Below are 26937 nucleotides of genomic sequence, written 5' to 3'. Positions count from 1 at the left end.
GCATTTAAAATAATTAAAACAACTACGACAACTTAAACGAGAATATCTCGCTTACCATTCGCACCTTGCTCACTCACAATACCCTGCTCTTGCATCTGATCAACAATACGAGCAGCACGGTTATAACCTAAGCTAAATTTACGCTGTAAAGAAGAAACTGAGACTTTACGAGTTTCGAGTACAAAAGAAACGCATTGGTCATATAAAGCATCACGATTTGGATCACCATCCCCATCTTCAAAGCCACGACTTGTCGGTTCTTCATCATAAGGTGTCAAAATCTCATCAACATAGTCTGGATCACCACGCTCACGCCATGCATCACAAATACGGTTAACTTCATCATCTGAAATAAATGCGCCATGCACACGCTCTGGATCAATTTTACCAGGCCCGAGGAATAACATATCACCATGACCCAATAGATCTTCTGCCCCACCACCATCAAGAATAGTACGTGAGTCAATTTTACTGTTCACACGTAATGCCACACGTGTTGGGATATTGGCTTTGATCAAACCTGTAATAACATCGACTGATGGACGTTGTGTTGCAAGTAATAAATGAATCCCTGCCGCACGTGACTTTTGTGCTAAACGGGTAATCATTTCTTCTGCTTTTTTACCGACTTGCATGATCATATCTGCAAATTCATCGGCAACAATCACAATAGAAGGTAAAGGCTGTAACCGTGGTGCACGTTCTTGGGTTGCAGAATCTCCAGGCTTCCACGTCGGATCAATCAGATCTTCACCATTGGCAATGGCTTCTTCAACTTTGCGGTTATAGTCTGCTAATTTACGAATTTTCAAGAAAGACATCAGTTTATAACGACGCTCCATTTCATTAACACACCAGTTTAAAGCACTGACTGCATCTTTCATGTCAGTCACCACTGGAGTTAATAAGTGAGGAATATCATTATAGTTCGCCAATTCTAATTGCTTTGGATCGATCAGAATCAAACGCAATTGCTCAGGAGTATATTTGAGTAACATCGATAAAATCATTGAGTTTACAGCAACCGATTTACCTGAACCTGTTGTACCCGCAACCAACATATGTGGTGTTTTACCCATTTCAGTAATCACAGGATTACCTGAAATATCTTTACCCATCGCCATCGACAGTAAAGCATTAGGGTCTTTAAACGCTGGTGTTTCCAAAAGTTCAATCAAACGTACCATTTCACGGCTACTGTTTGGAACTTCAATTCCAATGTATGGTTTACCTGGAATAACCTCAACTACACGTACAGAAGCCATCGACATAGAACGTGCTAAATCACGTGAAATATTGGTCACTTTCGATGCTTTTACCCCTGGCGCTAAGTCCAACTCAAAACGAGTCACGACTGGACCAGGCTGTGCTTCAATCACTTTGGCTTTGACATTAAACTCTTGTAGCTTAATTTCCAAAAGCTCAGATAAACGTGAAAGTTGTTCTGCTGTGAAATTTACCTTTTTATTTGGATCAACTTTATCCAGTAATTCAAAACCTGGCAGTGTTGGTAAATCACGACGTTTATTTGCAACTTGCATTGCACGCGACATTGGACGACCGAAAGCATCAGTTAATGGCGCATCTAGATCAAAATCATCTTCCAAATCACTGTCAATGAGTAAATCTTCATCTTGAGGCTTACCCGCTGTTTCTTGCCAAGCATCTCTAAAAGCATCTTTATCTGATGAAATTAAAGATTTTTCTTCTTCACTCACTAAAGAAGAACCATGCAAATTAGTTTGAATATTGGCACGTGTAAATGGTGTTGATTGCGCATAGCTACTGGTTGTTCGTACTTCTACAGTCGGTGTTATCGAATCATGTGAATGTTGAAGTTGAGACTCATCATGATTTTTAAATTCAGCGTCTTTAAATTCAACATCTTTAAACTCAGCTGTTTTAAAGTCATTCTCGCCGAAGTTTTGCTTTTCAAAATCATTTCCATGAAATTCAGCATTGGATAATGATGCCAATTCATCTAATTCATTTGCCAAACTCTGCGTTACAGCGCCTGTAGCAATCGCTGATGTTGCACTATGAATTGACGCAGGCTGTGCGACATCTGCATTAAATGGTGCATGAACATCTGTTGCAGTTTGTCCATTCGGAACAACAGATAACAACTCATCAAAAACTTGATCATCATCCCAATCTAAAGCTGATTTTTCCTGAGTTTGCTGATTTAAACCATGTTGATGCGTATGTAATAAACCATCTTTATTTTGAGCAGTATGATCTTCTGAAGCACGTAATAATGCATCAATATCACGATTATGGTCTTGTTCTGGATTGAGTGCTTTCCATACTTCACCAGAAGCCACTGTACGTTGACTGTCTTGTTCTAAGCGATGCGCTTTTTCTAAAGTACGTTCAAGCTCTACATCATCAATATCATCGGGGTCATATTGAGCGTTTTGCTCTTTTGCAACCATATCATCGAACAAACGCTCTGCTGTTTGTGAATGCTTATCATTTTTTACAACCAAATGTTCTTTGACAATCTCTGGCTCATCTACTTCTGTAAATTCAGCTTGAGGTGTCACCTGCTCTGCTTGAGCTTTATGTTTTGAATCTAACTTTTTATTGGGTGTCTTTGTTGGTGCGGTCAAATCATAGGCTGATTCGCTTTCAGGAACATTTTTATAGAATAAATCTTGTAAATAAGCAGGCGTTGCTTTTAATGTCGCCCACGTTTTATTCCACTGGATACCAAACGCTAAAGTAAAGAGTACGATTAATAGGAGTAAGGTAAATGCAACTGCACCATAGATGGTAATAAGTTGAGAGAGGCTTTCACCCAATTCATAACCAATAATACCACCTGACGCATTAGTTAAAGTATCTGCAGGTACATTCCAAATTAAATAGAATAAACATGCTGTTGCCAACAAGATAAAAAATTGCGCCGCATAGCGAAACGGACGGCTGACAAAACTTCTTGGCCACCATACTTGTACAGCTTCAATAAAGAGGAATACAGGGATCAGTAAACTCGCCCAGCCTAAAAAACCAAACAATAAATCTGCAATCCAAGCTCCTGCAACACCGCTAGCATTTGAAACCTGCTGCGTATCACTCGAAATATGCATCCACCCTGGATCAAATGGCGTATAAGTCACTGTTGCTAGGAACAGATATATCCCAAATGAAATCAAGAATATTGTTGTTAAAAAGCGCTGTGCATAAACGTTTGACACCGCAGTCATATACTATCCTGTAACCAATTATTCAAATTACTCTTTTTTCGAAGCATTTAAACTTTCTTAAGAGTAGAAATCTTTATATTATGCACCTGTTCGTTAAAAAAAGATGCACCATTATTTACGTGTGTTGTAAGCATTGTAGAGAATTTGATGATTTATTTTCATCAAAGTTGTTAATTTTATTCTACACTATTTCTATATAGCGCATTTCGATTTAGATGATCAATATTATCCACATTCAAGCCACACAACTTTGATCAAGTTTCACGTATAATCCGTACAAATTCAATTTCTATATTCTCTATAAAAAGGATGACTCATGAGCGCTCGTCACTCTCGGTTAATTATCTTAGGTTCTGGTCCTGCGGGTTATAGTGCAGCTGTATATGCGGCTCGCGCTAACTTAAAACCTACTCTGATTGCAGGTATGCAATTGGGTGGTCAGCTTACGACAACGACTGATGTCGAAAACTGGCCTGGTGATGCTGAAGGCTTAACAGGTCCTGCATTGATGGAGCGTATGCAAGCGCATGCTGAACGTTTCGGTACAGAAATGCTGTATGACCACATCAATGAAGTTGATTTGAATGTTCGTCCATTTGTACTTAAAGGCGACATGGATGAATACACTTGTGATGCTTTGATTATTGCGACGGGTGCAACTGCACAATACCTTGGTTTAGAGTCAGAAGCTGCGTATATGGGTCAAGGCGTCAGCGCATGTGCAACTTGTGATGGTTTCTTCTATAAAAACCAAAAAGTCATGGTTGTTGGTGGTGGTAACACAGCTGTTGAAGAAGCGCTCTACCTTTCAAATATTGCATCTCATGTCACGCTTGTTCACCGTCGTGACAAATTACGTTCTGAAAAAATCCTTCAAGATCATATCAATGAAAAAGTCAAAGAAGGTAAAATTTCAATCGTTTGGAATCACCAAGTTGAAGAAGTACTGGGCGATAGCAACTCAGGTGTAACCTCTGTTCGTTTAAAATCAACTCAAGATGACTCAACTCAAGACGTTGAAGTTTCAGGCATGTTCGTTGCGATTGGTCACAAACCAAATACAGCAATGTTCGAAGGTCAGTTAGAACTTCGTAACGGTTATATCCAAGTGCGTAGTGGTACTGCGGGTAATGCAACAGCAACTTCAGTTGCCGGTGTATTTGCTGCAGGTGACGTCGCTGATGATGTTTATCGTCAAGCAATTACTTCAGCAGGTTCAGGCTGTATGGCTGCACTTGATGCTGATCGTTACTTAGATGGTTTAGAATAATTTCAAAGTATTTTTTGTAAAAAAATGAACCGCCTATATGGCGGTTTTTTTATTTATCCCTTATAACTTTCATCCATCAATGAAGGTTTTATTATTCATACATTTAGACATTAGAAAAATATTACTTCTAATAAACTTGATAAAGGATAATCAATGACAACTGCTTGGACAGATGGCTATCAAACTGAAGTAAATTACACCTACGGTTATTACAAAGATTTAAGCCCCAATTATCAAAAATTTTGCTTACTTTTAAATGGTGTTGATTGTACAAGTTCAAACCAAGAGCATCACCATTGTGAACTTGGCTTTGGACAAGGTGTCAGCTTAAATATCCATGCTGTATCCAACATGGCTACGACTTTCTACGGCACAGATTTCAATCCTGCACATGCAGGTCATGCCAATAATTTAGCCGATCAATGTCACGTTCCTCATCATTTTTATGATGCGAGCTTTGAAGAGCTGTTAGATAAAGACTTACCAATGTTTGACTCGATTAGTCTTCATGGTATTTGGAGTTGGATTAGTCATGAAAATCAACATATTATTTTAAAATTTATTCGTAAGTTTTTAAAACCAAATGGAATTGTTTATATCAGTTATAACTGCGTCACAGGCTGGGCTGCCAATATGCCAATTCGTGAGCTATTCCATAGCCATTTTAAATTTAATAGTACCAGTACCAACCCACTACAGAAAGTAAAAGACTCATTGGATTTTAGTGAAGCCTTGTTGCAACAGAACCCCAATTTCGCAAAACGTAATCCAAATGCGCTACAAAAAGTTCAAGATCTAAAAAAACAGAATCCCAACTACTTAATTCATGAATATCTCAATCAAGATTGGCAATGTTTTTCATTTCAACAAGTTGTCCGCATAATGGAGGAGATAAAGTTAACATATGCAGGTTCTACAGATTTAAATACTCATTTAAATAATATTAACTTTACAGATGAACATCAGAATTTTTTAAATAAAATAGAACACCCTATTTTTAAAGAACAATGCCGTGATTATTTTGCCAATACCCAATTTAGAAAAGATTTATTTATTCGTGGTAAAAATAACTTAACACCATTGCAGACCAAACAACGCCTAAGAAATACAGGATTCATACTATTGACCGCTCCTGAAAAACTACCTAAAACCATACAAGGCTACTTAGGTGAGTTTAACTTACGTCAAGATATCTATGGGGCTATTGGCACCTATTTTAAAAAGCAACATTACAAGCCACAGACGATTGCAGAACTAGAACAAGCCATTCCTGAATTGAATTATGCTCAAATTTTAAATGCGCTTACGATTCTCTGTCATTTAAATCTCGTGCAACCCTGCTTAGAGACTGAACCTTCAGCTGATGTACTACGCTACTCACATGAATTCAATCAATATTTACTTGAGCAGGCGAGTTATCATCAAAACTATCAAGTCTTGGCTTCACCGATTACCGGAATTGGGATCCTCGCTGATCAATTCTCTCAATTATATTATCGTGCCTATTTTAAAGAAGGACTGAAAACGGCTGAACAATTGGCTGAATATATTCAAAATATACTGACTGAGCTTGGATGGCTAGTTCTCGATAAAGATGGTCAGAGTGTTTCTGATCGTGATCAAAGCCTAAAAATTTTGAAAGAAAAAGCACAAGATTTTATTGATAGTGATAAATTTGAAATTGCTAAACAATTGAAACTTTTTGCATAACATCTCATTTAACACTTTTGAACAAGATCAGCTAAGATAAAGCTGATCTTTTTAGTTGATGAATCCAAGTGAAACAACTTCCACCTTCACAATTTATTTTTCCCAACCCTATTGAGTCTGATCCAGAAGGACAAGGATTTATTTGTATCGGTGCAGACCTCACCCCTTCTACCCTCTATGAAGCTTATACACATGGGCTGTTTCCATGGTTTTCGGAAGATGAGCCGATTTGCTGGTGGAGCCCTGAGCCACGCTGTATTATTGTTCCAAATGATTACCATCCGAGTAAATCATTAATTCGTAATATGAAAAAATTTGATTATAAAATTACGATTAATCAAGCTTTTGAACAAGTCATTCGTTCATGCTCTCTACCTCGTAGCTATGCAGATGAAACATGGATTTCAGAAGACATTATCCAAGGTTACTGTCAAATGTTTGAAGCAGGTTATGGTTATAGTGTAGAAGTTTGGGATCAAGAACAAATCGTAGGTGGATTATACGGTGTCACTATTGGTCATGGTTGCTTTGGTGAGTCGATGTTCAGCACCCAAACTGATGTTTCCAAAATGGCTTTTTATACACTCATGTTGATTGGACGTGAAAATCACTTACCGTGGATCGACTGCCAACTTGAAAATGATCACTTAATCAGCTTAGGGGCTTGCACACTTTCTCGCCAAGCGTATATTAAATCGTTACAAGATGTAATAAAACAGCCTGCTATAGATTGGAAAAGTTATCAAGAGCGTGTATTTTCAAGTAAAACAATAGCGAACTTATCGCGCTTAATGGAATGACAATAATGGAGGGACATGATTTATGAATTCTTATCATCCTAAGTCCCTGTTAAATGACTTACAGTACTATATTACTCCACCACATGATTGCAGCTACTTAGAAAATAAATCTGCACGTATGGTATTTCTAGATCCTGTCCATCGTATCGATGTGGTGACACTATCTGAGCTTTCGCGTGTTGGATTTAGACGCAGTGGGGATTTTGTTTACCGTCCAGAATGCCACCTTTGCCGTCAATGCTTATCTTGCCGCGTGCCTGTTTCAGAATTTAAAATGAACAGTTCACAGAAAAAAGCATGGAAGCGTAATCAAGATTTAACCGTAAAAATCATTCCGACTCAGCAAGCCACGCAAGTTCATTACCAACTCTATGAACGCTATATTATTGAAAGACATGCTGATGGCGACATGTTCCCACCAAGCTATGATCAATTTGAAAAGTTTTTGATCCATAGTTGTACCGATAGTTTTTTCCTAGAGCTTTGGAAAGATGATCGCTTAATCAGCGTTTCAACCTGTGACCAATTGGATGATGGTGTTTCCGCGGTTTACACTTTTTTTGATCCCGATGAAAGCAAACGCTCTTTAGGTGTTTTCGCAATTCTTAAACAAATTGAATATGTAAACTCGCTCAATTTAGATTATGTTTACTTAGGCTATTGGGTTCCACATGCTGGTAAAATGAATTACAAATCCCAATATGCCCCTTTTGAATTATTATTGGATGGTCAATGGCGACGGATCAACCGTCACTTAGAAGCCAAAGAAATTAAAGAATTGGGTGATATGCTCATGACCACATTACCCTCAGAATGGAACGAGCCGATTATCAAATAATCGGTTTTATTTTTTATCTGATTGGTATCTGCCGATATTTATTTGAATAATTTAGAAAAATCATCACTACATGCTTTAACCATAATAATGGCATGTTCACGACTACCATCTTTATTTGGATAATAATTCTTTCTTAAATCAATTTGATGAAAATCTGACTTTTCATATAAAGCAATAGCTGCCTGATTGGATTCACGGACTTCGAGAAAAATCTGTACAGGATTATTTTTTAGTAAGGCAATTGATTCATCTAAAAGTTGATAACCGAGCCCTTTGCCCTGCTGACTTGGGTGAATCGCCATCAATAATAAATTGGCTTCGTCCAAAACAGGTTGTAGGATACAAAAACCCACCACCTGATGATTCTGCTCAATCACAGTACTCAAATAACCCGCAATTGATTCTTCAAATTGTTTTTGAGTCCACGGATGACTTTGTACTAGATTTTCAATTTCAGATACAGTTTGTAAGTCTGAAGCTTGCATTAAACGAATCATCTTCGTCCATCAACTCAATATAAAAAGTGAATTATAAGAAAAAAAAACAATATGTCGAATAGGGTCTGTTGACAATTCTTCTATGTTTGCGACTTTGTGTATTTTTTAGCTGATACTAGGCGTGAAATACGAAACTTAGTCATTCTAAGTGAGTAGTTCATAACGAAGTAGCAGCAAAAAATACACCAGTCCCGAAGGGTTGTGGCTAAAATTATCACAAACTTCGTTATGAAATTTAAAAATGGAACCACCATTCTTTTCATTTCATGCCTCGTTCGCTCTATTTTAGCCGACAACGCAAGCCATTTATGAAATATCAACAGTCCCTAAGAAGAGCACCATTGTGCCCTTTCATATAAATACTCAAATTGAGAAATTATAAGCTGAATATTTATAAACCAAGTTTTGCCTTCCAAGTTTCAAGTAGACTTACGGTGTCTAAGTCATTCGGATGAAAATTCGGTCTAAAATAAGCCAACATTTCTTTGGTCATGCCTGCAATAATGCCTTTCGAAGGACTATAGGCATATTTATAAATTGTACCTAATTCTTTTAAATTTAATTTACCATCCTCTTTCAGTAGGCGAACTACAAAAGATGATTGCGCCATAAAGATCAATACCATCGCAATAACGAGAGCTGTGGTACGTAGACCATAGGCTTTAATGCCTTTACCAAATACAGCTTCATAAACATCATAAGCCACGGCTTTATGTTCATTTTCCTCAACTGCATGCCAGTACCACATATAAGACATGGTTGGATCAGTCATTAATTTTTGAATGTGTTCATTGACTAATAATTGCGATGCAATCGTCGCTGTAAAATGCTCTAAAGCCGTTGTGGCAGTCAAATCAACCATTTCCTGAGTCATACCAAAAGGTTTCACCGCACGTGCAAACCATTTACGTGCACCTTGAATCAAACGCCCAGTTTCACGCTCATATTTATCTACATCATGACCAAAACGTTTTGCTGATGCATTAAAGTTTTCATGCTCTTTGGTATGCATGGCTTCTTGACCAATAAAAGCACTGATTTCTTTTTGTAGCGCCTCATTGTCTTTAATTGCAGGGTGATAACGTACCGCACGTACCGAATCAATAAATAGCTTCTCACCATCTGGGAATAAAGCAGACAATGCTGTCATAAAATGTGTGATACCAGCAGACTCACTTGCCCAATACTCAGGTACATTGTCGAAATTAAAATCCATACGACGTACTGGAAATGAAGCACCTGCACGGTTTGAAATATTGACTTTTGCATTCATTGCGATTACTCCTATTAAGTGAATAAACACTTATTTTTTATGTTTGTTTTTCTCTATTCTTATATTACAAGTTTATGAATGCTCGATAATTGCAGATGAGGTCATGCAAATATCACTTAAGGACACGTTTGTGCTAGATTGTCTGACAATCATGATGAATAAATTTTAGAGAAGACTACAGAACAAAATTCAGTCATAAAAAAAGCGTCCCAAAGGGACGCTTTTTTCACACAATCAGATGATTATGCAGTTACTTTAGCAACTACACCAGCACCAACTGTACGACCACCTTCACGGATCGCAAAACGTAGACCTGGGTCCATTGCGATTGGGTGGATTAATTCTACTGACATCTCTACGTTGTCACCAGGCATAACCATTTCTACGCCGTCTTGAAGAGCGATAGCGCCAGTTACGTCAGTTGTACGGAAGTAGAACTGTGGACGGTAACCGTTAAGGAATGGAGTATGACGACCACCTTCTTCTTTAGAAAGTACGTATACTTCTGCGTCGAATTTAGTGTGTGGCTTGATTGTACCTGGTTTAGCAAGTACTTGACCACGTTGAACGTCTTCACGTTTAGTACCACGTAGAAGAACACCACAGTTCTCGCCCGCACGACCTTCGTCAAGAAGTTTACGGAACATTTCTACGCCAGTTACAGTTGTTTTAACTGTATCTTTAATACCAACGATTTCAACTTCTTCACCAACTTTTACGATACCAGCTTCAACACGGCCTGTTACAACTGTACCACGACCAGAGATAGAGAATACATCTTCGATTGGCATCAAGAATGCTTTATCGATCGCACGTTCTGGTTCTGGGATGTAAGTATCAAGCGCTTCAACAAGAGCAAGAACAGCTGGAACACCGTACTGGTTGTCTTCACCGTTAAGTGCAGCAAGAGCTGAACCACGGATAACTGGAGTGTCATCACCAGGGAAGTTATAAGTAGAAAGAAGTTCACGAACTTCCATTTCTACTAATTCGATTAACTCTTCGTCATCAACGATGTCACATTTGTTTAAGAAAACAAGAATGTAAGGAACACCTACTTGGCGAGAAAGAAGGATGTGTTCACGAGTTTGTGGCATAGGACCATCAGTCGCTGAACAAACAAGGATCGCACCGTCCATCTGAGCAGCACCAGTGATCATGTTTTTAACATAATCGGCGTGTCCTGGGCAGTCTACGTGAGCGTAGTGACGGATTGGAGAATCGTATTCTACGTGAGAAGTATTAATTGTAATACCACGTGCTTTTTCTTCAGGTGCAGAGTCAATTGCAGCGTAGTCTTTCGCTTCGCCACCAAAAGTTTTTGCACATACAGTTGCAATCGCAGCTGTTAAAGTTGTTTTACCATGGTCGACGTGACCAATTGTACCCACGTTTACGTGTGGTTTATTACGTTCAAACTTAGCCTTAGCCATGAGTTCTTCCTTTTTAAGCTACTCATGTAGGGTCGCTACATGAGCATTTGGTTTTTAACTATGAATTAGTTTGGGCTTATAGTAATCGAAAGATTACTCGTCGTCACCTTTTTTACCACCATTTTGGAATTTAGAAATGATGCCTTCAGCCACGTTACGTGGAGTTTCAGCATATTTAGCAAATTCCATAGAGTATGTCGCACGACCTTGAGACATAGAACGCATTTGAGTCGCGTAACCAAACATCTCAGCAAGTGGAACTTCAGCACGAATTGCTTTAGTACCACCAGGTAAATCGTCCATACCTTGAACCATACCACGACGACGGTTTAAGTCACCCATGATATCGCCCATGTAATCTTCTGGAGTTTCTACTTCAACTTTCATGATAGGTTCAAGGAGGATAGGATCCGCTTTCATGAAACCATCACGGAAGGCATAAGAACCTGCCATTTTGAACGATAATTCGTCAGAGTCGACATCATGGTAAGAACCATCAAATAATGTCGCTTTAATACCCACAACAGGGTAACCAGCCAAGACACCATTCTTCATACGTTCTTGAATACCTTTGTCTACCGCACCAAAGAATTCTTTAGGTACTACACCACCAACAACTTCTTCAGCGAATTCGTAATCTTTACCAGCATCTTCAGCAAGTGGTTCAAGACGTACGTATACGTGACCAAACTTACCTTTACCACCAGTTTGACGAACGAATTTACCTTCTTGTTCAACCGATTTTTTGATCGTTTCACGGTAAGAAACCATTGGTTTACCAATGTTTGCTTCAACGCCGAATTCACGTTTCATACGGTCAACAATGATGTCAAGGTGAAGCTCACCCATACCTGCAATAATTGTTTGACCAGATTCTTCGTCTGTACGTACACGGAACGATGGATCTTCTTTCGCCAAACGACCTAAAGCAACTGACATTTTTTCTTGGTCAGCTTTAGTTTTAGGTTCAACTGCAAGTGCAATTACTGGCTCTGGGAATTCCATACGCTCTAGTGTAATTACGTGATTTTCATCACACAATGTATCACCAGTCGTTGTATCTTTAAGACCTACACACGCTGCGATATCACCTGCACGAATTTCTTCGATGTCGTGACGATCGTTAGCATGCATCTGTACGATACGACCAATACGCTCACGTTTCATTTTCACTGGGTTGTAAACAGGGCTACCTGCTTGAAGAACACCAGAGTAAACACGTACGAACGTTAAGTTACCTACGAATTTGTCGTTCATGATTTTGAACGCTAACGCAGAGAACGGTGCTTCATCAGACGCTTCACGAGAACCTTCAGTTTCGTCTTTGTCGTCAAGAATACCTTTGATCGCTTCAACGTCAGTTGGTGCAGGTAAGAATTCAATTACAGCATCCAACATACGTTGAACACCTTTGTTTTTGAATGCAGAACCACACATCATTGGCTGAATTTCATTCGCCAAAGTACGTGTACGTAGACCGCCAACAATCTCTTCTTTAGTTAGTTCGCCTTCTTCTAGGTATTTATCCATGAGTTCTTCTGATGCTTCAGCAGCAGCTTCAACCATGTTAGTACGCCATTCTTGCGCTAATTCAACCAATTCAGCTGGGATCTCACCGTATTCAAACTTCATACCTTGAGATTCTTCATCCCAGATAATCGCTTTCATTTCGATAAGGTCAACAACACCTTGGAAGTTTTCTTCTGCACCAATTGGAACAACGATAGGCACTGGATTTGCACCTAAACGAGTTTTCATTTGCTCAACAGCACGGAAGAAGTTCGCACCAGTACGGTCCATTTTGTTAACGAACGCAATACGTGGCACTTTATATTTGTTTGCTTGACGCCATACTGTTTCAGACTGAGGTTGTACACCACCTACAGCACAGTAAACCATGCACGCACCGTCAAGAACACGCATAGAACGTTCTACTTCGATTGTGAAGTCAACGTGTCCCGGTGTGTCAATAACGTTAATACGGTGTTGGTCGAACTGGTTGCCCATACCTGACCAGAAGCATGTTACAGCTGCTGAAGTAATAGTAATACCACGTTCTTGTTCTTGTTCCATCCAGTCAGTAGTCGCAGAACCTTCGTGAGTTTCACCAAGTTTGTGGCTTTGACCTGTATAGAACAAAATACGTTCTGAAGTCGTTGTTTTACCAGCATCAATGTGTGCAGAGATACCAATGTTACGATAACGAGAAATTGGGGTTTGACGAGCCATGATTTCTTGCATTCCTAAATTTTGTTGTTTAAAACAGGACGCATCAATAAAATTATTGATGCGTACGGATACTCAATACGTTTTGGGGCAACTCAAATACCCGCAAATCCCCCACTTTGGTAGAGGGCGATGTTAAATCGAGCTGCTGTCCGCATGAGTATTCTCCTGATAAGGGACTGTTTTAGCCGCTTAGAAGCGGTAGTGAGAGAAGGCTTTGTTAGCTTCAGCCATACGGTGCACATCTTCACGTTTTTTGATCGCTGCGCCTTTGCCTTCAGCTGCATCAAGCAACTCACCAGCAAGACGTAACGCCATAGTTTTTTCAGAACGCTTAGCAGCAGCATCTACTAACCAACGCATAGCCAAGGCAGTACGACGGGATGGGCGTACTTCCATAGGTACTTGGTATGTAGCACCACCAACACGGCGTGCTTTTACTTCGACCATAGGGCGAACTTTTTCAAGAGTAGTCTCGAAAAATTCAACTGGGTCTACTTTGTTTTTTTCTTGAACGCGATCTAAAGCACCGTAAACGATACTTTCAGCAATAGATTTTTTACCATCTTGCATTACGTGGTTCATGAATTTAGCGATTGTTTGGCTACTGAACTTAGGATCCGGAAGGATTTCACGAGCAGCGACTACGCGACGTCTTGGCATTTTAAACTACCTATAAATATGACACTTCAGGTTTATCCAGCATGAGTACAAAGTGTCATGTACTATTCGCTGGCCTTACTACACGTCGCTTGAATTTCACAAAATAAATGCAGAAATCAGACAAGCGAGACGATAAAGGATTGCGGTTCTATAATCTTAAGCTTTAATTCTTAACGAATTATTTCTTAGGACGTTTAGTACCGTATTTTGAACGAGACTGGTTACGATCTTTAACACCAGCACAGTCCAAAGAACCACGAACGGTATGGTAACGTACACCTGGTAAGTCTTTAACACGACCACCACGGATAAGAACAACACTGTGCTCTTGTAGGTTATGACCTTCACCACCGATATAGCTAGAAACTTCGAAACCTGAAGTTAAGCGAACACGGCAAACTTTACGCATTGCTGAGTTAGGTTTTTTAGGTGTAGTTGTATAAACACGTGTACAAACACCACGACGTTGTGGACAAGCCTTCAACGCAGGAACTTTAGATTTTTCAACTAAAGTTGTACGACCCTTACGGATCAACTGATTTGTTGTTGCCATATGGCAATTCTCCCGTTAATAAAAAGCCTCAAAAAAATACCACTTTTTGAGGGCATGCAATTGTAAGCCAAGACGTAAAAATGGTCAATATTCAACGTACTGTCAAATATCGACCATTCCAACCTTACAGAATAAATCTGATTCTATTTATTCAGCTTTATTTTCCGTGTTTTCCAATGATTTATCAGAAGTTTTTGCTGTATTTCCTAGGTTTTCTTTGGCTTTTGCAGGAGTGCGCTTTTTTGTTACAGTTTTTGCGCTTGTTGAAGTTTTAGCCACTGAAACCGTTTTATCTGCACCTTCAGCTTTCGGTTCAACTTTTTGAGTCGTACGTCTTGCTCTTGTAGTCGTAGTTTTGGCTTTTGGCGCGGTCTTAGATTGAGCATTATTTTCAGAAGAATTTTCAGTAGGTTGTACAACTTCCTTTTTAACCTTTACAGGAGTTTTAGGCTGAGCTTTACTTTCAACTGGTTGAACTGTTTCTTCAACGAGCTTTGTCACCTGAGACTTATCTTCAACGTCTACAGACGATTTAGTTTCAGACTGTGGTTCAGCTTCAATCTCTTTTAACAATAATGGCGCTGTTTCAGAAATACTTTGCTTTGACTTTTCGTATGCTTCTAAAGCATCTATATTTTCATCAGGATGTGCCAATAAGTATTGTCGAGCACCTGAAAAAATAATTTCAGCTTTATCTGTTGCATCATCCACCAATTTCCAACTATATACTGCACTTACGCCCATCGTCGCTAAAGGTGTTAAGCGCGAGAGTAAAGTAAAATGAGGCAGATTATTCATCCACGAAAGCTTGAATGAACCATCGTCATTGGCAACCCAACGCTTTAAAACATCAATGTCATTTCCAGAACCCAGTAACTGCTGTAACTGACTGACATTATGTGTTTCTAATACCCCAACAAAAGTACGAATTGCCGCCAACAACGCTTGTTTTTCAGCAACAGTTGCCAAATCAATTTCTTTAAAAATATATTCGACAATGGCTTGATCTTTGATATTCAGCTCGAAACCATAAGCACGACCTGTATGGTAAATACTACGTAGTGCCAGTGCTAAAGATGTTGGAACATCAATAATCGCTCCCACACCTCCTACAGCACCAGATAATGCCCCTTGAATCACAGCAATCAGTTTATTTTGATTTGCCAATGCCGTACTGATCCGCAAAGAACGCTCAGGATCTTTTGCCAATTCTGATAAATCTTTCGCACCCACCTCTTTCAGTAATGCCTCAACAGAAGTTAACTCGGATACAAAATCATTGAGCTTATCAAAGATAAAATCTGACAATTTGTCATTAAGGTCAGGTGAGATAAATGAAGCGACATGATTAATTTTTTTATAATGCTTACCCAATAACTTTCCTGTCACTGTTGGTAAATGTTCACGCATCATTTGTTGAGGATTTTCATATTTTTTGCGTTCAAGGTTATTTTTTTCTTTTGCAGAACCCAGAATCACTGAGTCCTGTTGTGGGCTTTGAGTCAATTTACTCACTGTGCCTGGCGCAACATGATTCAATACATCAAAGCCGGTTGTTGTCATTTTTTTTGCAACATTTAAAGCATTCGAAATTAAACTGCGCTGTTGTTTATTCTTTGAATCAGACATATTTCTGCTCACCCACTTATATTTTTAAACTTAATCATCATAATGACATAGATCTTTTACTTTAATCGGTTTCGATTCTGTTAAAAAGCCAAAATCTTGATTTTATTTTTAAATATGATCATTACCATCACATATAATTACTCTATATTAGAACATACGATCATATAAAAAATTCAGTTCTCTATATGATTTCATCCAGATCATAATACAACCAAAAGGTAATACAATAATGACTAAGAAATTTCACCTAGATAAAACTCAGATTCGCCCACTCGCTACAGGTTATGGCGCTTGTATTGCAACAGATATGATTACTGTAGAGGGTAAATCTGTGGGCTATATGGTCAGAGAGTTTCCACATCCTGATCATCCAGAAGACAGTGGTTGGCTTTTTACGAGTGGAGAAGAATCCCAAGACTATATGGACGATGCAAATCATCATGGTGTTTACGATGTAAATACGATTGCCAATTATTGTCCTGAAATTATCACCCTACTCGATGCACCACCACAAAGTGCTTTTGCGCGCAATCCAGTAACTGGGAAACTCGAACAAATCGACTATGAAGAACCTTTGGACTAAACCCAAATCATTTTTCAAATCAAATGCTGTGATGTATATATCTATAAGATATTCGTCATTTACTCACTTTAAGCACATTATCCAATGGATGTTTTTGCCTAACTTTTCATGGAATCTCATCACATCAAAAGTTCATCAAAACCTGTCATAACACTAAGTACTACCATGCATTACAACATTTTTAAGATCAACTGAAGCCTATTTAAACGTTATTGATGAATCAATATCTTTCGCCATTGCGATTGAAAAGCAAAACCGTTTAAATGGGCTCCATTCTATCCCTATTTATAAATAAAGGACTTTGCATGAACCGTCGCGTTGTAATTACGGGTATGGGTATTAATTCTTGTATTGGGAATACCCTAGCAGATGTAACACATTCTTTACAAAATGGTATTTCTGGTACTCGCCACAATCCAACTTATGAAGAATTAAATTTCAAAAGCCATGTCAGTGCTGCTGCTGAACAAGATTTTGATGGCATCGACCGTAAACTCAAACGTTTCATGGGCGTGTGTGCAATGTATGCCTATAACTCTGCATTGGCAGCAGTTGAGCATGCAGGCTTAACACCTGAGCAACTTGGCGGTAATCCACGTTACGGGATCGCAGGCGGTTCAGGTGGTAACTCAACTGCTTCTGTTGCTGAAATGATTAAGTTACTTGAAGAAAAAGGCGCACGTAAAATTGGTCCTTTCTTCGTACCACGTAATATGTCAAATACCATTACCGCAAACGTCGGTGTGGCATTTAAATTACAAGGTGTAGCACACTCGATTACCAGTGCTTGCGCAACATCTGCCGATGCGATTGGTTATGCCTACAACCTGATTCAATTGGGTAAACAAGATTTAATGCTTGCGGGCGGTGGTGAAGAAGATCACTGGTCACAAAGCTTATTGTTTGATGCGATGGGCGCATTGTGTTCTAAATACAATGAAACACCTGAATCAGCTTCACGTCCATATTCTGCGGATCGTGACGGTTTCGTGATCGCAGGTGGTGGTGGTTTCGTGGTACTTGAATCACTTGAGCATGCTCAAGCACGTGGTGCGAACATTCTTGCTGAAGTTGTAGCTTATGCGGCTAACTCTGACGGTGCGGATATGGTTGCTCCATCTGGTGAAGGCGCAACACGTTGTATCTTGATGGCACTTGAAGAAGCAAAACAACATGGCGTAGAAAAAATTGACTATGTAAATACACATGGTACATCTACACCTGCTGGTGATATTACAGAACTTCATGCAATGGGTCGCGCATTCGGTGAAGGCAATGTTCCTGCTTTGAGTTCTACTAAATCAATGACAGGTCATAGCTTGGGTGCTGCGGGTGTACAAGAAGCGATTTATTCTGTATTGATGATGCAAAATGACTTTATCGCGCCAAACATCAACGTGACTGAACTTGATGAAGGTGCAAAAGCTTATGATGTTGTACTTGAAAAACGTGACGCAAAATTGAATACTGTGATGAGTAACAGTTTCGGTTTTGGCGGTGTTAATGCTTGCCTCATTTTCAAAAAATGGGAAGGCTAATTTAAGAAATTTTGATCATTCGCTGTTTGAACAGTGAATGATCAACTTCTTCCACACTGCCCTTTAAAGGGTAAATTGATGGATGCTCCTTCAGAAGCTTTCCTTTGGGTCAAAGCACTTCATATTATCGCAGTAGTCTGTTGGTTTGCTGCATTGTTCTATCTCCCCCGCCTATATGTCTACCATGCCATGAGTGATGATGCTGTCAGCCATCAACGCTTTGAAGTCATGGAACGTAAGTTGTATCGTGGCATCATGTGGCCTGCGATGGTCGCAACACTCATCACAGCTCATTTCCTTGTCGATTGGGGTGATGCAAGTCGTCATTATCACGAAGCCGTTTGGTTTTATCTCAAAGTCGGACTGGTGGGTTTATTAGTGATTTACCATTTTGTTTGTGGTTATTATCGTAAAAAATTGATTGGTAATGCACACTACAAATCACATAAATTCTGGCGCTTTTTCAATGAAATGCCGACCTTGATTTTAGTTGCTGTGATTATTTTAGTGGTGGTTAAACCGACTTTTTAAAATACCCATACCAAAATTTAAAACCTCCATGTGGAGGTTTTTTATGGTCTATAAAATAGGTGGATCATAAGCATCACCTAAAGATTTAAAATCATCCTGTAACCAATACCAATACTGCCCTTTACCAGTATAAATTTGTTGCCAAAATTCTGTAAAATTACGGGCAATAATAGGTGAACTCCCCATTAAAGAATGGGTTTCAATAAAACTATCATAACATTGACCATATCGTTCCTGGGTCAAATCAAGACTGATATATTGACTCTGCATAGTGTCTTTCGCGATTAAATACCAATGATTGCTGACTTCATCTGTATCTGCATTCCAATCTATTGATTCAAGCGGATACAAATAGCGATTGATCGGAATAAACAAATCTACACCCACAATTTCTATTGCATAATCTGAATCTTTAAACAGTTGTATTCCATTACAAAGGCGATAGAATTGACGAAGATCATCAGGTGTCCGAGAAGGTAGATCAATATTTTCCAATGCAGGAAAAACTTCACAATTTTGCTCAGTTTTGATTTTCTCAATCAGCTGATGTAACTCCATTTTTATTCCTTTATTTTGATTAATTTTTTCCTAATCTTCGCATTCAACGGCGTCGAATAATACTTTTCAATCGCCCAACTTAAGATAAAGACCAAAATAAAATAAACAGGCAATAACATCAATTTTTCAGCAGCCAAGGTTTCTTTGGGGAAATAAAACACTTTAAATAGCCCAAGAATAATCAGATGAAACAGATACATTTCATAACTGCGCTGACCAATCCATACCATTATTTTTGCAAAGAAGGATTGTGCATGAGCCTTTGAATTCTGCGCAAAACAGAACATTAAAACAGCCGATAACAGTGCAAATGCACTGATGCCCCATGTACTGACTTCTTTGATTGGCGCATAGAAATACAAGGCGATCATTAAGGCTGAAACAATGCCAATGATCAGATTTTTATGGGGCAATACACCTGAATACTTTTGAACGATTAATGCCGTTATACAGCCAATCGCAACACCATCAAAACTTGAAAAATAATGATAGAGATATGCCCCACTTTCTTCACCAAAATGCAAAGAACGGAAATACGGTGCATAACAAATCACTGCAAGCGGAAAGAGAATGAAACCTTTTCCACGACCTAAAAGTACACACAAAATCGGAAAAACCACATAGAAGACTTCTTCCACAGACAGTGACCACAGCACACCCAGTGCATAATTGACCCAGCCATTTTCAATGATCAGGATATTCATCCAAAAGGTAAATGCTGAAAAAACCGTTAAAGCATAAGACACTTCAATATCATTCGGCGCCTGGTTCATAAATGGCTTTAAACCGAAACTGCCTAGCACTGTGACCATTGCCACCAGTAAAACCAGACACGGTATAATCCGCGCAATACGACGTATATAGAAATCTTTGAGATTGATCTGTGCTAAAGAAGAACTACGCTGCAAAGTATGTTGCGTGATCAAAAAACCCGAGATCACAAAGAACATGGTGACACCATAATTACCATTTCGAGCGATCAGCGTACTCAGGCTTTCACCAAAAAACTGTATCCCTAAAAAGGTATCGTGCAATTTATATGGAATATTGAAATGGTGAATCAACACCAGAAGTATGGAAATGCCACGCAATATATCTATTTTATAATTTCGCATAATGCTCGTATTCGTTTTAACTGCGAGTATTAAAATAGATTTTTTTAGTGATTGATAATAATTTGTGAAGGCTTTGCAATTCAAATTGTGAGGAAATGTTCAGGAGATAACATTTCGGTATCTCCTGATATTGTATAAAAATAATGATTTACTGAAGTTTATTACGCTTTTTCATCCGTGGTTTATACAGTAGCTGATAAGTCACTGCGAGGATAATCACCCAGAGCGGACTGATCATCAGTGCTCTTAAAGTATCAGGCTCTAAACTCAGAATCACTAAAGTGAATGCAAGGAAAATCAGTACCACATACGACATCCATACGCCACCTGGCATTTTAAAGTTTGATTTTTCATGTAGTTCAGGACGCAATTTACGATAGCGAATATAACACACCATGATAATGCTCCAGATACTGATAAATAAAATCACGCACAATGAGGTTGCCAAAGTGAATGCTTCAAGTGTATTTGGCACAAAATACTGCAATGCCGCGCCTGCCATGATGAAACTACAGGAGAACAATAAACCTTTTGCAGGAACAGCACGTTTAGATAGTTCTGCTAATTTTTCAGGTGCCTGACCTTCTTTTGCCAGACCGAAAAGCATACGACTGGTCGAGAACACACCGCTGTTCATTGACGACATGACCGAAGACAATACCACCAGATTCATGATAATCGCAGCAGAAGCAATACCTGCATGCATAAACAGCGTCACGAATGGACTTTGATCAGCAGGAATCTGATTCCACGGCGTCACTGACATCACAATGAATAATGCTAATACATAGAACAAAATGATTCGAGTAGGGATCGCATTGACTGCTTTCGGTAGGTTTTTCTCAGGATCTTTGGTTTCAGCTGCCATAGTCCCGATCAGTTCAACCCCAACAAAGGCGAATAAAGCGATCTGGAAACCTGCGAGGAAACCACTGCCACCTTGCGGGAACATACCGCCATGCGACCAGACATTGCTGAAACTTGCCACTGAACCGCTTGGCGCTTGGAAATGGCTGAACACCATAAAGCCACCAATCAAAATCAAACCAATAATGGCGAGAATCTTGATCAAGGCAAACCAGAACTCAATTTCACCGAACAGTTTCACAGTCAGTAAGTTAATACCCAGAACCAGTAAAACACAGCCTGCGCTGATCATGGCTTGTCCCATGGGGGTAAATGCCGTTCCCTCGGGTAGCCAAAAATTCAGATAATTAATAATGGCGGCAAGGTCAGCAATCCCGACCAGAATCCAGCCGAGCCAGTATGACCAACCAATATAATAACCAGCAGCAGGACCGATCAGGTCATGTGCCATATCAATAAAAGACTTGTAATGGAGATTTGAAAGTAGAATTTCACCCAATGCGCGCATCAGGAAAAAGAACATTGCACCAATGATCATGTAAATGATCAGAATAGATGGACCAGCGAGGGAAATAGTTTTACCAGATCCCATAAATAAACCTGTACCAATCGCACCACCAATCGCAATCAACTGCAAATGACGGTTGGAGAGTTTCCGTTGTAGCTCATGTGGCGACGATTGTGCGTCATCTGGATGGCTTGAAGTTGTCATAAAAATATCCTTTTTGACATTTCTTTCAGATCAAACCCGCTTTTGGCGTCAGAACATCCTCGTTCTAGTGTTTGATCCAGACCGACTGAGCACTATGGGTGACATAGTGCTCAGTCGAATTACATTTACAAAAAATTAAGCCTGCGCAGCTGTGACCGCAATTTCAATCAACCAGTCTGGATTGACTAAGTCTGCTTGAATCGTTGCACGCGCAGGGGTTACACAACCTTTTAACCAATCGATCCAGACAGTATTAAAGGTCTGGAAATCAGAAAGGTTCTTAATATATACATGTGCAGACAATAAGCGAGACTTATCTGTACCTGCAGCCGCAAGCAACTCATCAATCGTTGCTAAAATATCCAAAGTCTGCCCTGTAATATCGGCATCGGTATTTTTAGGAACCTGTCCTGATAAATACACAACTTTATTGAATATTGTCACAGAACTCATCACTTCTGTGCTGTTGATCTTTTGTATATCGCTATGCTGAGTCATTGTGACTTCCTTTTTTCAATTAATGATTTACTAAAAAAATGCATTCTCAATGCGTATTTTTTAATTTTAATTTTCAATCATGAATGGGACACGAGCAGTCACACCACACATCAGTTCATAACCGACTGTGCCTGAACTTGCTGCTACATCATCAATAGGCAACATTACGCCATTTGAAGATTTGCCCCACAACACCACTTCACTGCCAACTTCGGCTGTAGGGATATGGGTTAAATCTACAGCCAGCATATCCATGCTGACGCGACCTATGGTTTTAGTCAGAACATCATTGACTAGAATCGGGGCATCCATGGAAATACGCTGATAACCATCTGCATAACCACATGCCACAATGCCAATCTTCATCGTTTCCGTTGCAGTGAATTTAGAGCCATAGCCAACGGTTTGTTCCGCCTGAATCTCCTGAATCGCAAGAATTTCACTGCGTAAGCTCATGGTCGGTTTGAGATTCCAGTCATGAATGGAATGAGTTGGGAAATCTGGCGAACTACCATAGAGCATGATGCCACTACGCACAGTATTGGATAAAAGCTGTTGAGAATGTCTTAAAATGGCTGCGCTGTTGGATACGGTACGATCACCAGGAAGATCACGAATGGTTTCTTCAAACACGCCATATTGATAATCAATACCTGACTGTCCAAGACGCTCACCATCTGCATCTGAAAAATGCATCATGTGGGTAATGGATTTGATATTGTTAAGTTGATTCAACTTTTCCCAAGCAGCACGATATTGTTCAGGTGGAAAGCCTAAACGGTTCATCCCACTGTTCATTTTCAAATACACATCAAACTGTGCAGGCAGTGAAAATTCAGCCAACCACTCAATCTGATGTGTACTGTGAATGGTAAAACTGAGATTCAAATCCAGACAGACCTGTAAATCCTGCGCTGAAAAAATACCTTCCAAAAGCAGAATTTCACCTGTCCAACCCAGTTGTCGAAGTCTTTTGGCTTCATCCAAATCCAGTAATGCAAAACCATCAGCTGATTTAAATGCATCATAAACACGTTCAACACCATGCCCATAGGCATTGGCTTTCACCACAGCGAATACTTTGCTTTGTGGTGCATATTGCCTGGCAATATTTAGATTGTGTTGCAGTGCACTTTGATGAATGACTGCACAAATCGGTCTAGGCATTTTATTCGTCCCTGAATAAGTTGAAGATGGTCGTGAATATCAATTAAGCAGCGTGCGGATAGCGTTTGATTGATAAGCCTTCCGTACTGATGTCGGTTTTATGATTCAGGACTAAATCACTGATCAGTTTTCCTGAACCACATGCCATCGTCCAGCCGAGCGTGCCATGACCTGTATTGAGGAACAGATTTTTAAAGCGTGTCGCACCGATAATTGGCGTACTGTCAGGAGTCATTGGACGTAAACCTGTCCAGAATGAAGCCTGAGCCAAATCACCACCTGGGAATAAATCCTGTGTGACCATTTCAAGTGTACCGCGACGATCTGTATTTAAGCCGTGATTAAAACCACTCAGTTCAGCCATACCACCAACACGGATACGCTGATCAAATCGAGTAATCGCAATTTTGTAGGTTTCATCTAATACAGTTGATTGTGGTGCATAGTTTGCATCGACGATAGGAATCGTCAGTGAATAGCCTTTGACTGGATAAACAGGTAAGTTCAATTCAAGTGGTTTTAAGAAGTCACGTGAATAACTACCAAAAGCCAGTACATAACGGTCTGCTGTCAATACTTCACCATTGACCACGACACCTTTAATTTCATCACCTTCAACCACCAGTTTTTCTACATTTTGGTTGAATTTAAACTCAACGCCTAAATCTTTAGCCAAGTTTGCCAAGGCATTGGTAAATAAGTAGCAGTCACCTGTTTCATCATTGGGTAAATGTAAACCACCAACCAGTTTATCTTTTGCATGCGCTAAAGCCGGTTCAACTTTGGCTAAATCATCTTTGAGTAATAATTCATGTGGAACACCACACTCTTGAAGTACTGCAATATCACGTTGCACCATTTCAAGCTGTGCTTCATTACGGAAAACTTGTAGCGTTCCTTTTGAACGGTTTTCGTAACTGATGCCTGTATCTTTTCTAAGCTCACGTAAACAATCACGGCTGTACTCTGCCACACGGGTCATACGTTCTTTGTTGATGGCATAGCTTTCTGCATTGCAGTTTTTCAGCATTTGCGCCATCCACTGGAGTTGCCACATACTGCCATCAATATTGATTGCCAGCGGTGCATGATGCTGAAACATCCATTTCACAGCTTTGAATGGAATACCTGGTGCAGCCCACGGTGTCGAGTATCCAGGTGAAATTTGCCCTGCATTACCAAAGCTTGTTTCTTCTGCTGGACCTGTTTGACGGTCTAAAACTGTAACTTCAGCTCCCTGCTGTGCGAGGTAATATGCACTTGCGACACCAATCACACCACTACCCAATACGATTACACGCATTTCTTATCCTTTACGCATTTACTAGTTTATTTTGCTAGTATATTTTCAGTTTAATAGTTTATTTCACTGTTTTTATCGCTATAATTTAGGTGTTTTAATTTTTTGTCGTGAAAATTGACTAAAAAAAGGAAATAGTTGATGCGCAAATTAGACCGTACAGATCGAATGATTTTAGAAATTCTACAAAATGAAGGTCGCATCGCCATCAGCGAATTGGCTGCTCGGGTCAGTTTATCAACGACACCTTGCTCAGAACGTGTAAAACGGCTGGAACGTGATGGTGTAATTATGGGCTACCATGCACGGCTCAATCCGAAACATTTGGATCGTAATCTATTGGTTTTTCTAGAAATTAGTTTATCAGCAAAGTCTGGTGATGTTTTTGAGCAAGTTGCCAAAGATTTAATGGAAATTCCAGAGGTTCAAGAATGTCATTTGATCTCAGGTGATTTCGATTATTTGGTCAAAGCACGACTGAAAGAAATGACGGCTTATCGTCGCTTATTGGGTGATTTGCTCAAGAAACTACCATCTTCTGCATCATCACATAGTTATATTGTGATGGAGGAGATTAAGGAAAGTTTGTATTTAGATGTAAATTAAATTTTCAAGCAACTTTTATACCGCTTCCAATCCTCTTCTTTTGTTTGCGGATCTGGACTTTTAATACACAACTCCGTCGCAGTTTGGTAATATTCATAACCCTCTTTATTCTGATTCAATTGTTTTAAATCAAACTGACGATTTTGAACCAGCACATTTAGAATTTGAATTTTTTGATTCACAAATCTCGGGCTAACAACATAAGATTTCCAAGCTGGCATGGCAACATCGACAATTTTATAACCTAAATAATTTTTAAATGGCGCTCTATTCTGTTGGATATTTAAATCCTTTTGAATAGCCTGCTTAAATTGGTTATTTTCCATTTCTGATAATGAAACAAAGGAAGAAATTGGTTCGGCATAGCTATTTAATGATGTGTTCTTTAAGAAAAATAAATGGACGAATGAATAATATAGCCATAACTTGATCGATGATGAATTTTTATTTTCAAAGATATGATCAATATTTTTTGCAAAAACTTGGTCATCATTGAATTTAACCAGTATCGATTCAGTTCGTGCTATTTCATCAGCAAAATTATACCTCACTGATAACTGTGGTGGTGTCAGTCGTGGAATTTGAAATTGGACTTTTGGAGTTTTACGGTTTAAGTCATTTAAAATATTCAAACTATCAGAGAGCATACTTAGTTGAATCATTTTATCAATCAAGGGAACATGCGTATTCATTTACTCCAATTTTTCAATATATTTAACAATACCCGATATATCGTTCTTAAATGCTAAATGAGAAAGATACAAATGATGCATTCGAATGATCAGTATAAAATCAGGGATTTTTGCTTGTGCCGTCAATAATAAAACTTTATCCGATTGCGGCGCATTTAATAAACGTTGAAATCTTGCATTCAACATTCCTTGCGAAGCATACAAACGTTGTAATTCTGCGCGATTTTGTGAATATAACTGATAACTCAAGCCTTGCTCTTTCGCTACAGCTTGCATAGCCTTGAACATGTCTATGCTTTTTTGACTAAAAAATTGCCCTCTAAACTTTTCTAAATCCTGATTGTTATTTTTACCCTCTTCACCCAACTGATGCTGAATAAAATTCGACCAATCCGAATGATATTGTAATTGCCCTAATAAAATTTGGTCTGCATCATTCCTTGCATCAAAACCCAATTCAAAAAAATAAGGATGCTCTTGTAAATCAGGATCATACATTTGCACTTGATCAAGCAATACTTGAGATTCTTTTGACAACGGCTCATCTGCACTTAACCACTTTATAGTGGCAAAAATAATGATCCAAAGACAGAGCGCACATATAATCAAGATTTTTATCAGTTTTTTTTTCATTGTTATTAATGTTCTAAGGATTATCAGCAGTGTATC

24 protein-coding genes are annotated in these 26937 nt (G+C 39.2%); 8 read left to right on the top strand and 16 right to left on the bottom strand.

From position 1 onward, the window contains the following. Nucleotides 1-32: 32 nt before the first annotated feature. Nucleotides 33-3209 (bottom strand): DNA translocase FtsK, encoded by a 3177-nt coding sequence (locus BEN71_RS04955; RefSeq protein ID WP_068973473.1) that lies wholly within the window; start codon nucleotides 3207-3209, stop codon nucleotides 33-35. Between the two features lie 316 nt (nucleotides 3210-3525). Between BEN71_RS04955 and trxB the strand changes: the two genes are divergently transcribed. From trxB to BEN71_RS04935, 4 genes are all read left to right on the top strand, one after another. Next, nucleotides 3526-4479, top strand: coding sequence for a thioredoxin-disulfide reductase (trxB, locus tag BEN71_RS04950; RefSeq protein ID WP_068973474.1), 954 nt, complete (start codon nucleotides 3526-3528; stop codon nucleotides 4477-4479). A 153-nt stretch (nucleotides 4480-4632) separates the two neighbouring features. Beyond that, nucleotides 4633-6189 carry a class I SAM-dependent methyltransferase gene (locus BEN71_RS04945; RefSeq protein ID WP_068973475.1) on the top strand — a complete coding sequence of 519 codons (1557 nt, stop codon included), beginning with the start codon at nucleotides 4633-4635 and terminating at the stop codon, nucleotides 6187-6189. A gap of 68 nt (nucleotides 6190-6257) precedes the next feature. Next, nucleotides 6258-6989: a leucyl/phenylalanyl-tRNA--protein transferase gene (gene aat / locus BEN71_RS04940; RefSeq protein WP_068973476.1), complete on the top strand. Its 732-nt coding sequence runs from the start codon at nucleotides 6258-6260 to the stop codon at nucleotides 6987-6989. Nucleotides 6990-7011: 22 nt separating this feature from the next. Beyond that, nucleotides 7012-7827 (top strand): arginyltransferase, encoded by an 816-nt coding sequence (locus tag BEN71_RS04935; RefSeq protein ID WP_068973477.1) that lies wholly within the window; start codon nucleotides 7012-7014, stop codon nucleotides 7825-7827. A 38-nt stretch (nucleotides 7828-7865) separates the two neighbouring features. Here BEN71_RS04935 and rimI read toward each other — a convergent pair whose 3' ends face one another. From rimI to BEN71_RS04895, 7 genes are all read right to left on the bottom strand, one after another. After that, nucleotides 7866-8324, bottom strand: a complete 459-nt coding sequence (gene rimI, locus BEN71_RS04930; protein ID WP_068973478.1) for a ribosomal protein S18-alanine N-acetyltransferase — start codon at nucleotides 8322-8324, stop codon at nucleotides 7866-7868. A gap of 391 nt (nucleotides 8325-8715) precedes the next feature. After that, nucleotides 8716-9597 (bottom strand): metal-dependent hydrolase, encoded by an 882-nt coding sequence (locus BEN71_RS04925; protein ID WP_068973479.1) that lies wholly within the window; start codon nucleotides 9595-9597, stop codon nucleotides 8716-8718. A gap of 242 nt (nucleotides 9598-9839) precedes the next feature. Next, nucleotides 9840-11030, bottom strand: a complete 1191-nt coding sequence (gene tuf, locus BEN71_RS04920) for an elongation factor Tu (RefSeq protein ID WP_068972734.1) — start codon at nucleotides 11028-11030, stop codon at nucleotides 9840-9842. A 93-nt stretch (nucleotides 11031-11123) separates the two neighbouring features. Beyond that, complete coding sequence (gene fusA, locus BEN71_RS04915) at nucleotides 11124-13259, bottom strand: elongation factor G (protein WP_068974881.1); 2136 nt, start codon at nucleotides 13257-13259, stop codon at nucleotides 11124-11126. 189 nt (nucleotides 13260-13448) lie between these two features. After that, complete coding sequence (gene rpsG, locus BEN71_RS04905; RefSeq protein WP_004655203.1) at nucleotides 13449-13919, bottom strand: 30S ribosomal protein S7; 471 nt, start codon at nucleotides 13917-13919, stop codon at nucleotides 13449-13451. A 178-nt stretch (nucleotides 13920-14097) separates the two neighbouring features. Then, nucleotides 14098-14472 carry a 30S ribosomal protein S12 gene (gene rpsL, locus BEN71_RS04900; RefSeq protein ID WP_002050319.1) on the bottom strand — a complete coding sequence of 125 codons (375 nt, stop codon included), beginning with the start codon at nucleotides 14470-14472 and terminating at the stop codon, nucleotides 14098-14100. 147 nt (nucleotides 14473-14619) lie between these two features. Then, a complete protein-coding gene (locus tag BEN71_RS04895) occupies nucleotides 14620-16101 on the bottom strand; it encodes an EcsC family protein (RefSeq protein WP_068974855.1) in 1482 nt (493 codons plus the stop codon). Nucleotides 16102-16330: 229 nt separating this feature from the next. Here BEN71_RS04895 and BEN71_RS04890 point away from each other — a divergent pair, with 229 nt between their 5' ends. The 3 genes from BEN71_RS04890 (at nucleotide 16331) to hemJ (ending at nucleotide 18753) form a co-directional block, all read left to right on the top strand. Beyond that, a complete protein-coding gene (locus BEN71_RS04890) occupies nucleotides 16331-16684 on the top strand; it encodes a DUF2185 domain-containing protein (protein ID WP_068974856.1) in 354 nt (117 codons plus the stop codon). Nucleotides 16685-16989: 305 nt separating this feature from the next. Further along, nucleotides 16990-18222 (top strand): beta-ketoacyl synthase N-terminal-like domain-containing protein, encoded by a 1233-nt coding sequence (locus BEN71_RS04885; RefSeq protein ID WP_068974857.1) that lies wholly within the window; start codon nucleotides 16990-16992, stop codon nucleotides 18220-18222. 78 nt (nucleotides 18223-18300) lie between these two features. After that, complete coding sequence (gene hemJ, locus BEN71_RS04880) at nucleotides 18301-18753, top strand: protoporphyrinogen oxidase HemJ (protein ID WP_068974858.1); 453 nt, start codon at nucleotides 18301-18303, stop codon at nucleotides 18751-18753. Between the two features lie 48 nt (nucleotides 18754-18801). On the opposite strand, the gene BEN71_RS04875 is transcribed toward hemJ, so the two are convergent. The 6 genes from BEN71_RS04875 to BEN71_RS04850 all read right to left on the bottom strand — a co-directional run bounded on the left by BEN71_RS04875 (nucleotide 18802) and on the right by BEN71_RS04850 (nucleotide 24973). Continuing rightward, complete coding sequence (locus BEN71_RS04875) at nucleotides 18802-19311, bottom strand: SMI1/KNR4 family protein (protein WP_068974859.1); 510 nt, start codon at nucleotides 19309-19311, stop codon at nucleotides 18802-18804. A 2-nt stretch (nucleotides 19312-19313) separates the two neighbouring features. Further along, a complete protein-coding gene (locus tag BEN71_RS04870; protein ID WP_068974860.1) occupies nucleotides 19314-20426 on the bottom strand; it encodes an acyltransferase family protein in 1113 nt (370 codons plus the stop codon). Nucleotides 20427-20574: 148 nt separating this feature from the next. Beyond that, nucleotides 20575-22005: an amino acid permease gene (locus BEN71_RS04865; protein WP_068974861.1), complete on the bottom strand. Its 1431-nt coding sequence runs from the start codon at nucleotides 22003-22005 to the stop codon at nucleotides 20575-20577. Between the two features lie 135 nt (nucleotides 22006-22140). Beyond that, nucleotides 22141-22503: a RidA family protein gene (locus BEN71_RS04860; RefSeq protein WP_068974862.1), complete on the bottom strand. Its 363-nt coding sequence runs from the start codon at nucleotides 22501-22503 to the stop codon at nucleotides 22141-22143. A 66-nt stretch (nucleotides 22504-22569) separates the two neighbouring features. Beyond that, nucleotides 22570-23670, bottom strand: coding sequence for an alanine racemase (gene alr, locus BEN71_RS04855; RefSeq protein ID WP_068974863.1), 1101 nt, complete (start codon nucleotides 23668-23670; stop codon nucleotides 22570-22572). Between the two features lie 43 nt (nucleotides 23671-23713). Then, nucleotides 23714-24973: a D-amino acid dehydrogenase gene (locus BEN71_RS04850; protein WP_068974864.1), complete on the bottom strand. Its 1260-nt coding sequence runs from the start codon at nucleotides 24971-24973 to the stop codon at nucleotides 23714-23716. A gap of 138 nt (nucleotides 24974-25111) precedes the next feature. On the opposite strand from BEN71_RS04850, the gene BEN71_RS04845 reads away from it, so the two are divergent. After that, nucleotides 25112-25576, top strand: a complete 465-nt coding sequence (locus BEN71_RS04845; RefSeq protein WP_068974865.1) for an Lrp/AsnC ligand binding domain-containing protein — start codon at nucleotides 25112-25114, stop codon at nucleotides 25574-25576. On the opposite strand, the gene BEN71_RS04840 is transcribed toward BEN71_RS04845, so the two are convergent. Both BEN71_RS04840 and BEN71_RS04835 read right to left on the bottom strand, forming a co-directional pair. Next, nucleotides 25573-26268 carry a hypothetical protein gene (locus BEN71_RS04840; protein ID WP_068974866.1) on the bottom strand — a complete coding sequence of 232 codons (696 nt, stop codon included), beginning with the start codon at nucleotides 26266-26268 and terminating at the stop codon, nucleotides 25573-25575. The two genes, BEN71_RS04845 and BEN71_RS04840, sit on opposite strands and share 4 nt — an antisense overlap. After that, nucleotides 26269-26805 (bottom strand): hypothetical protein, encoded by a 537-nt coding sequence (locus tag BEN71_RS04835; protein WP_152033030.1) that lies wholly within the window; start codon nucleotides 26803-26805, stop codon nucleotides 26269-26271. It lies immediately after the preceding gene. Between the last annotated feature and the right edge of the window lie 132 nt (nucleotides 26806-26937).

The organism is Acinetobacter wuhouensis, from assembly GCF_001696605.3.
GTDB classification, from domain to species: domain Bacteria; phylum Pseudomonadota; class Gammaproteobacteria; order Pseudomonadales; family Moraxellaceae; genus Acinetobacter; species Acinetobacter wuhouensis.
The sequence above is the reverse complement of the archived record's forward strand: the minus strand, read 5'-3'. Positions and strand labels throughout refer to the sequence as shown.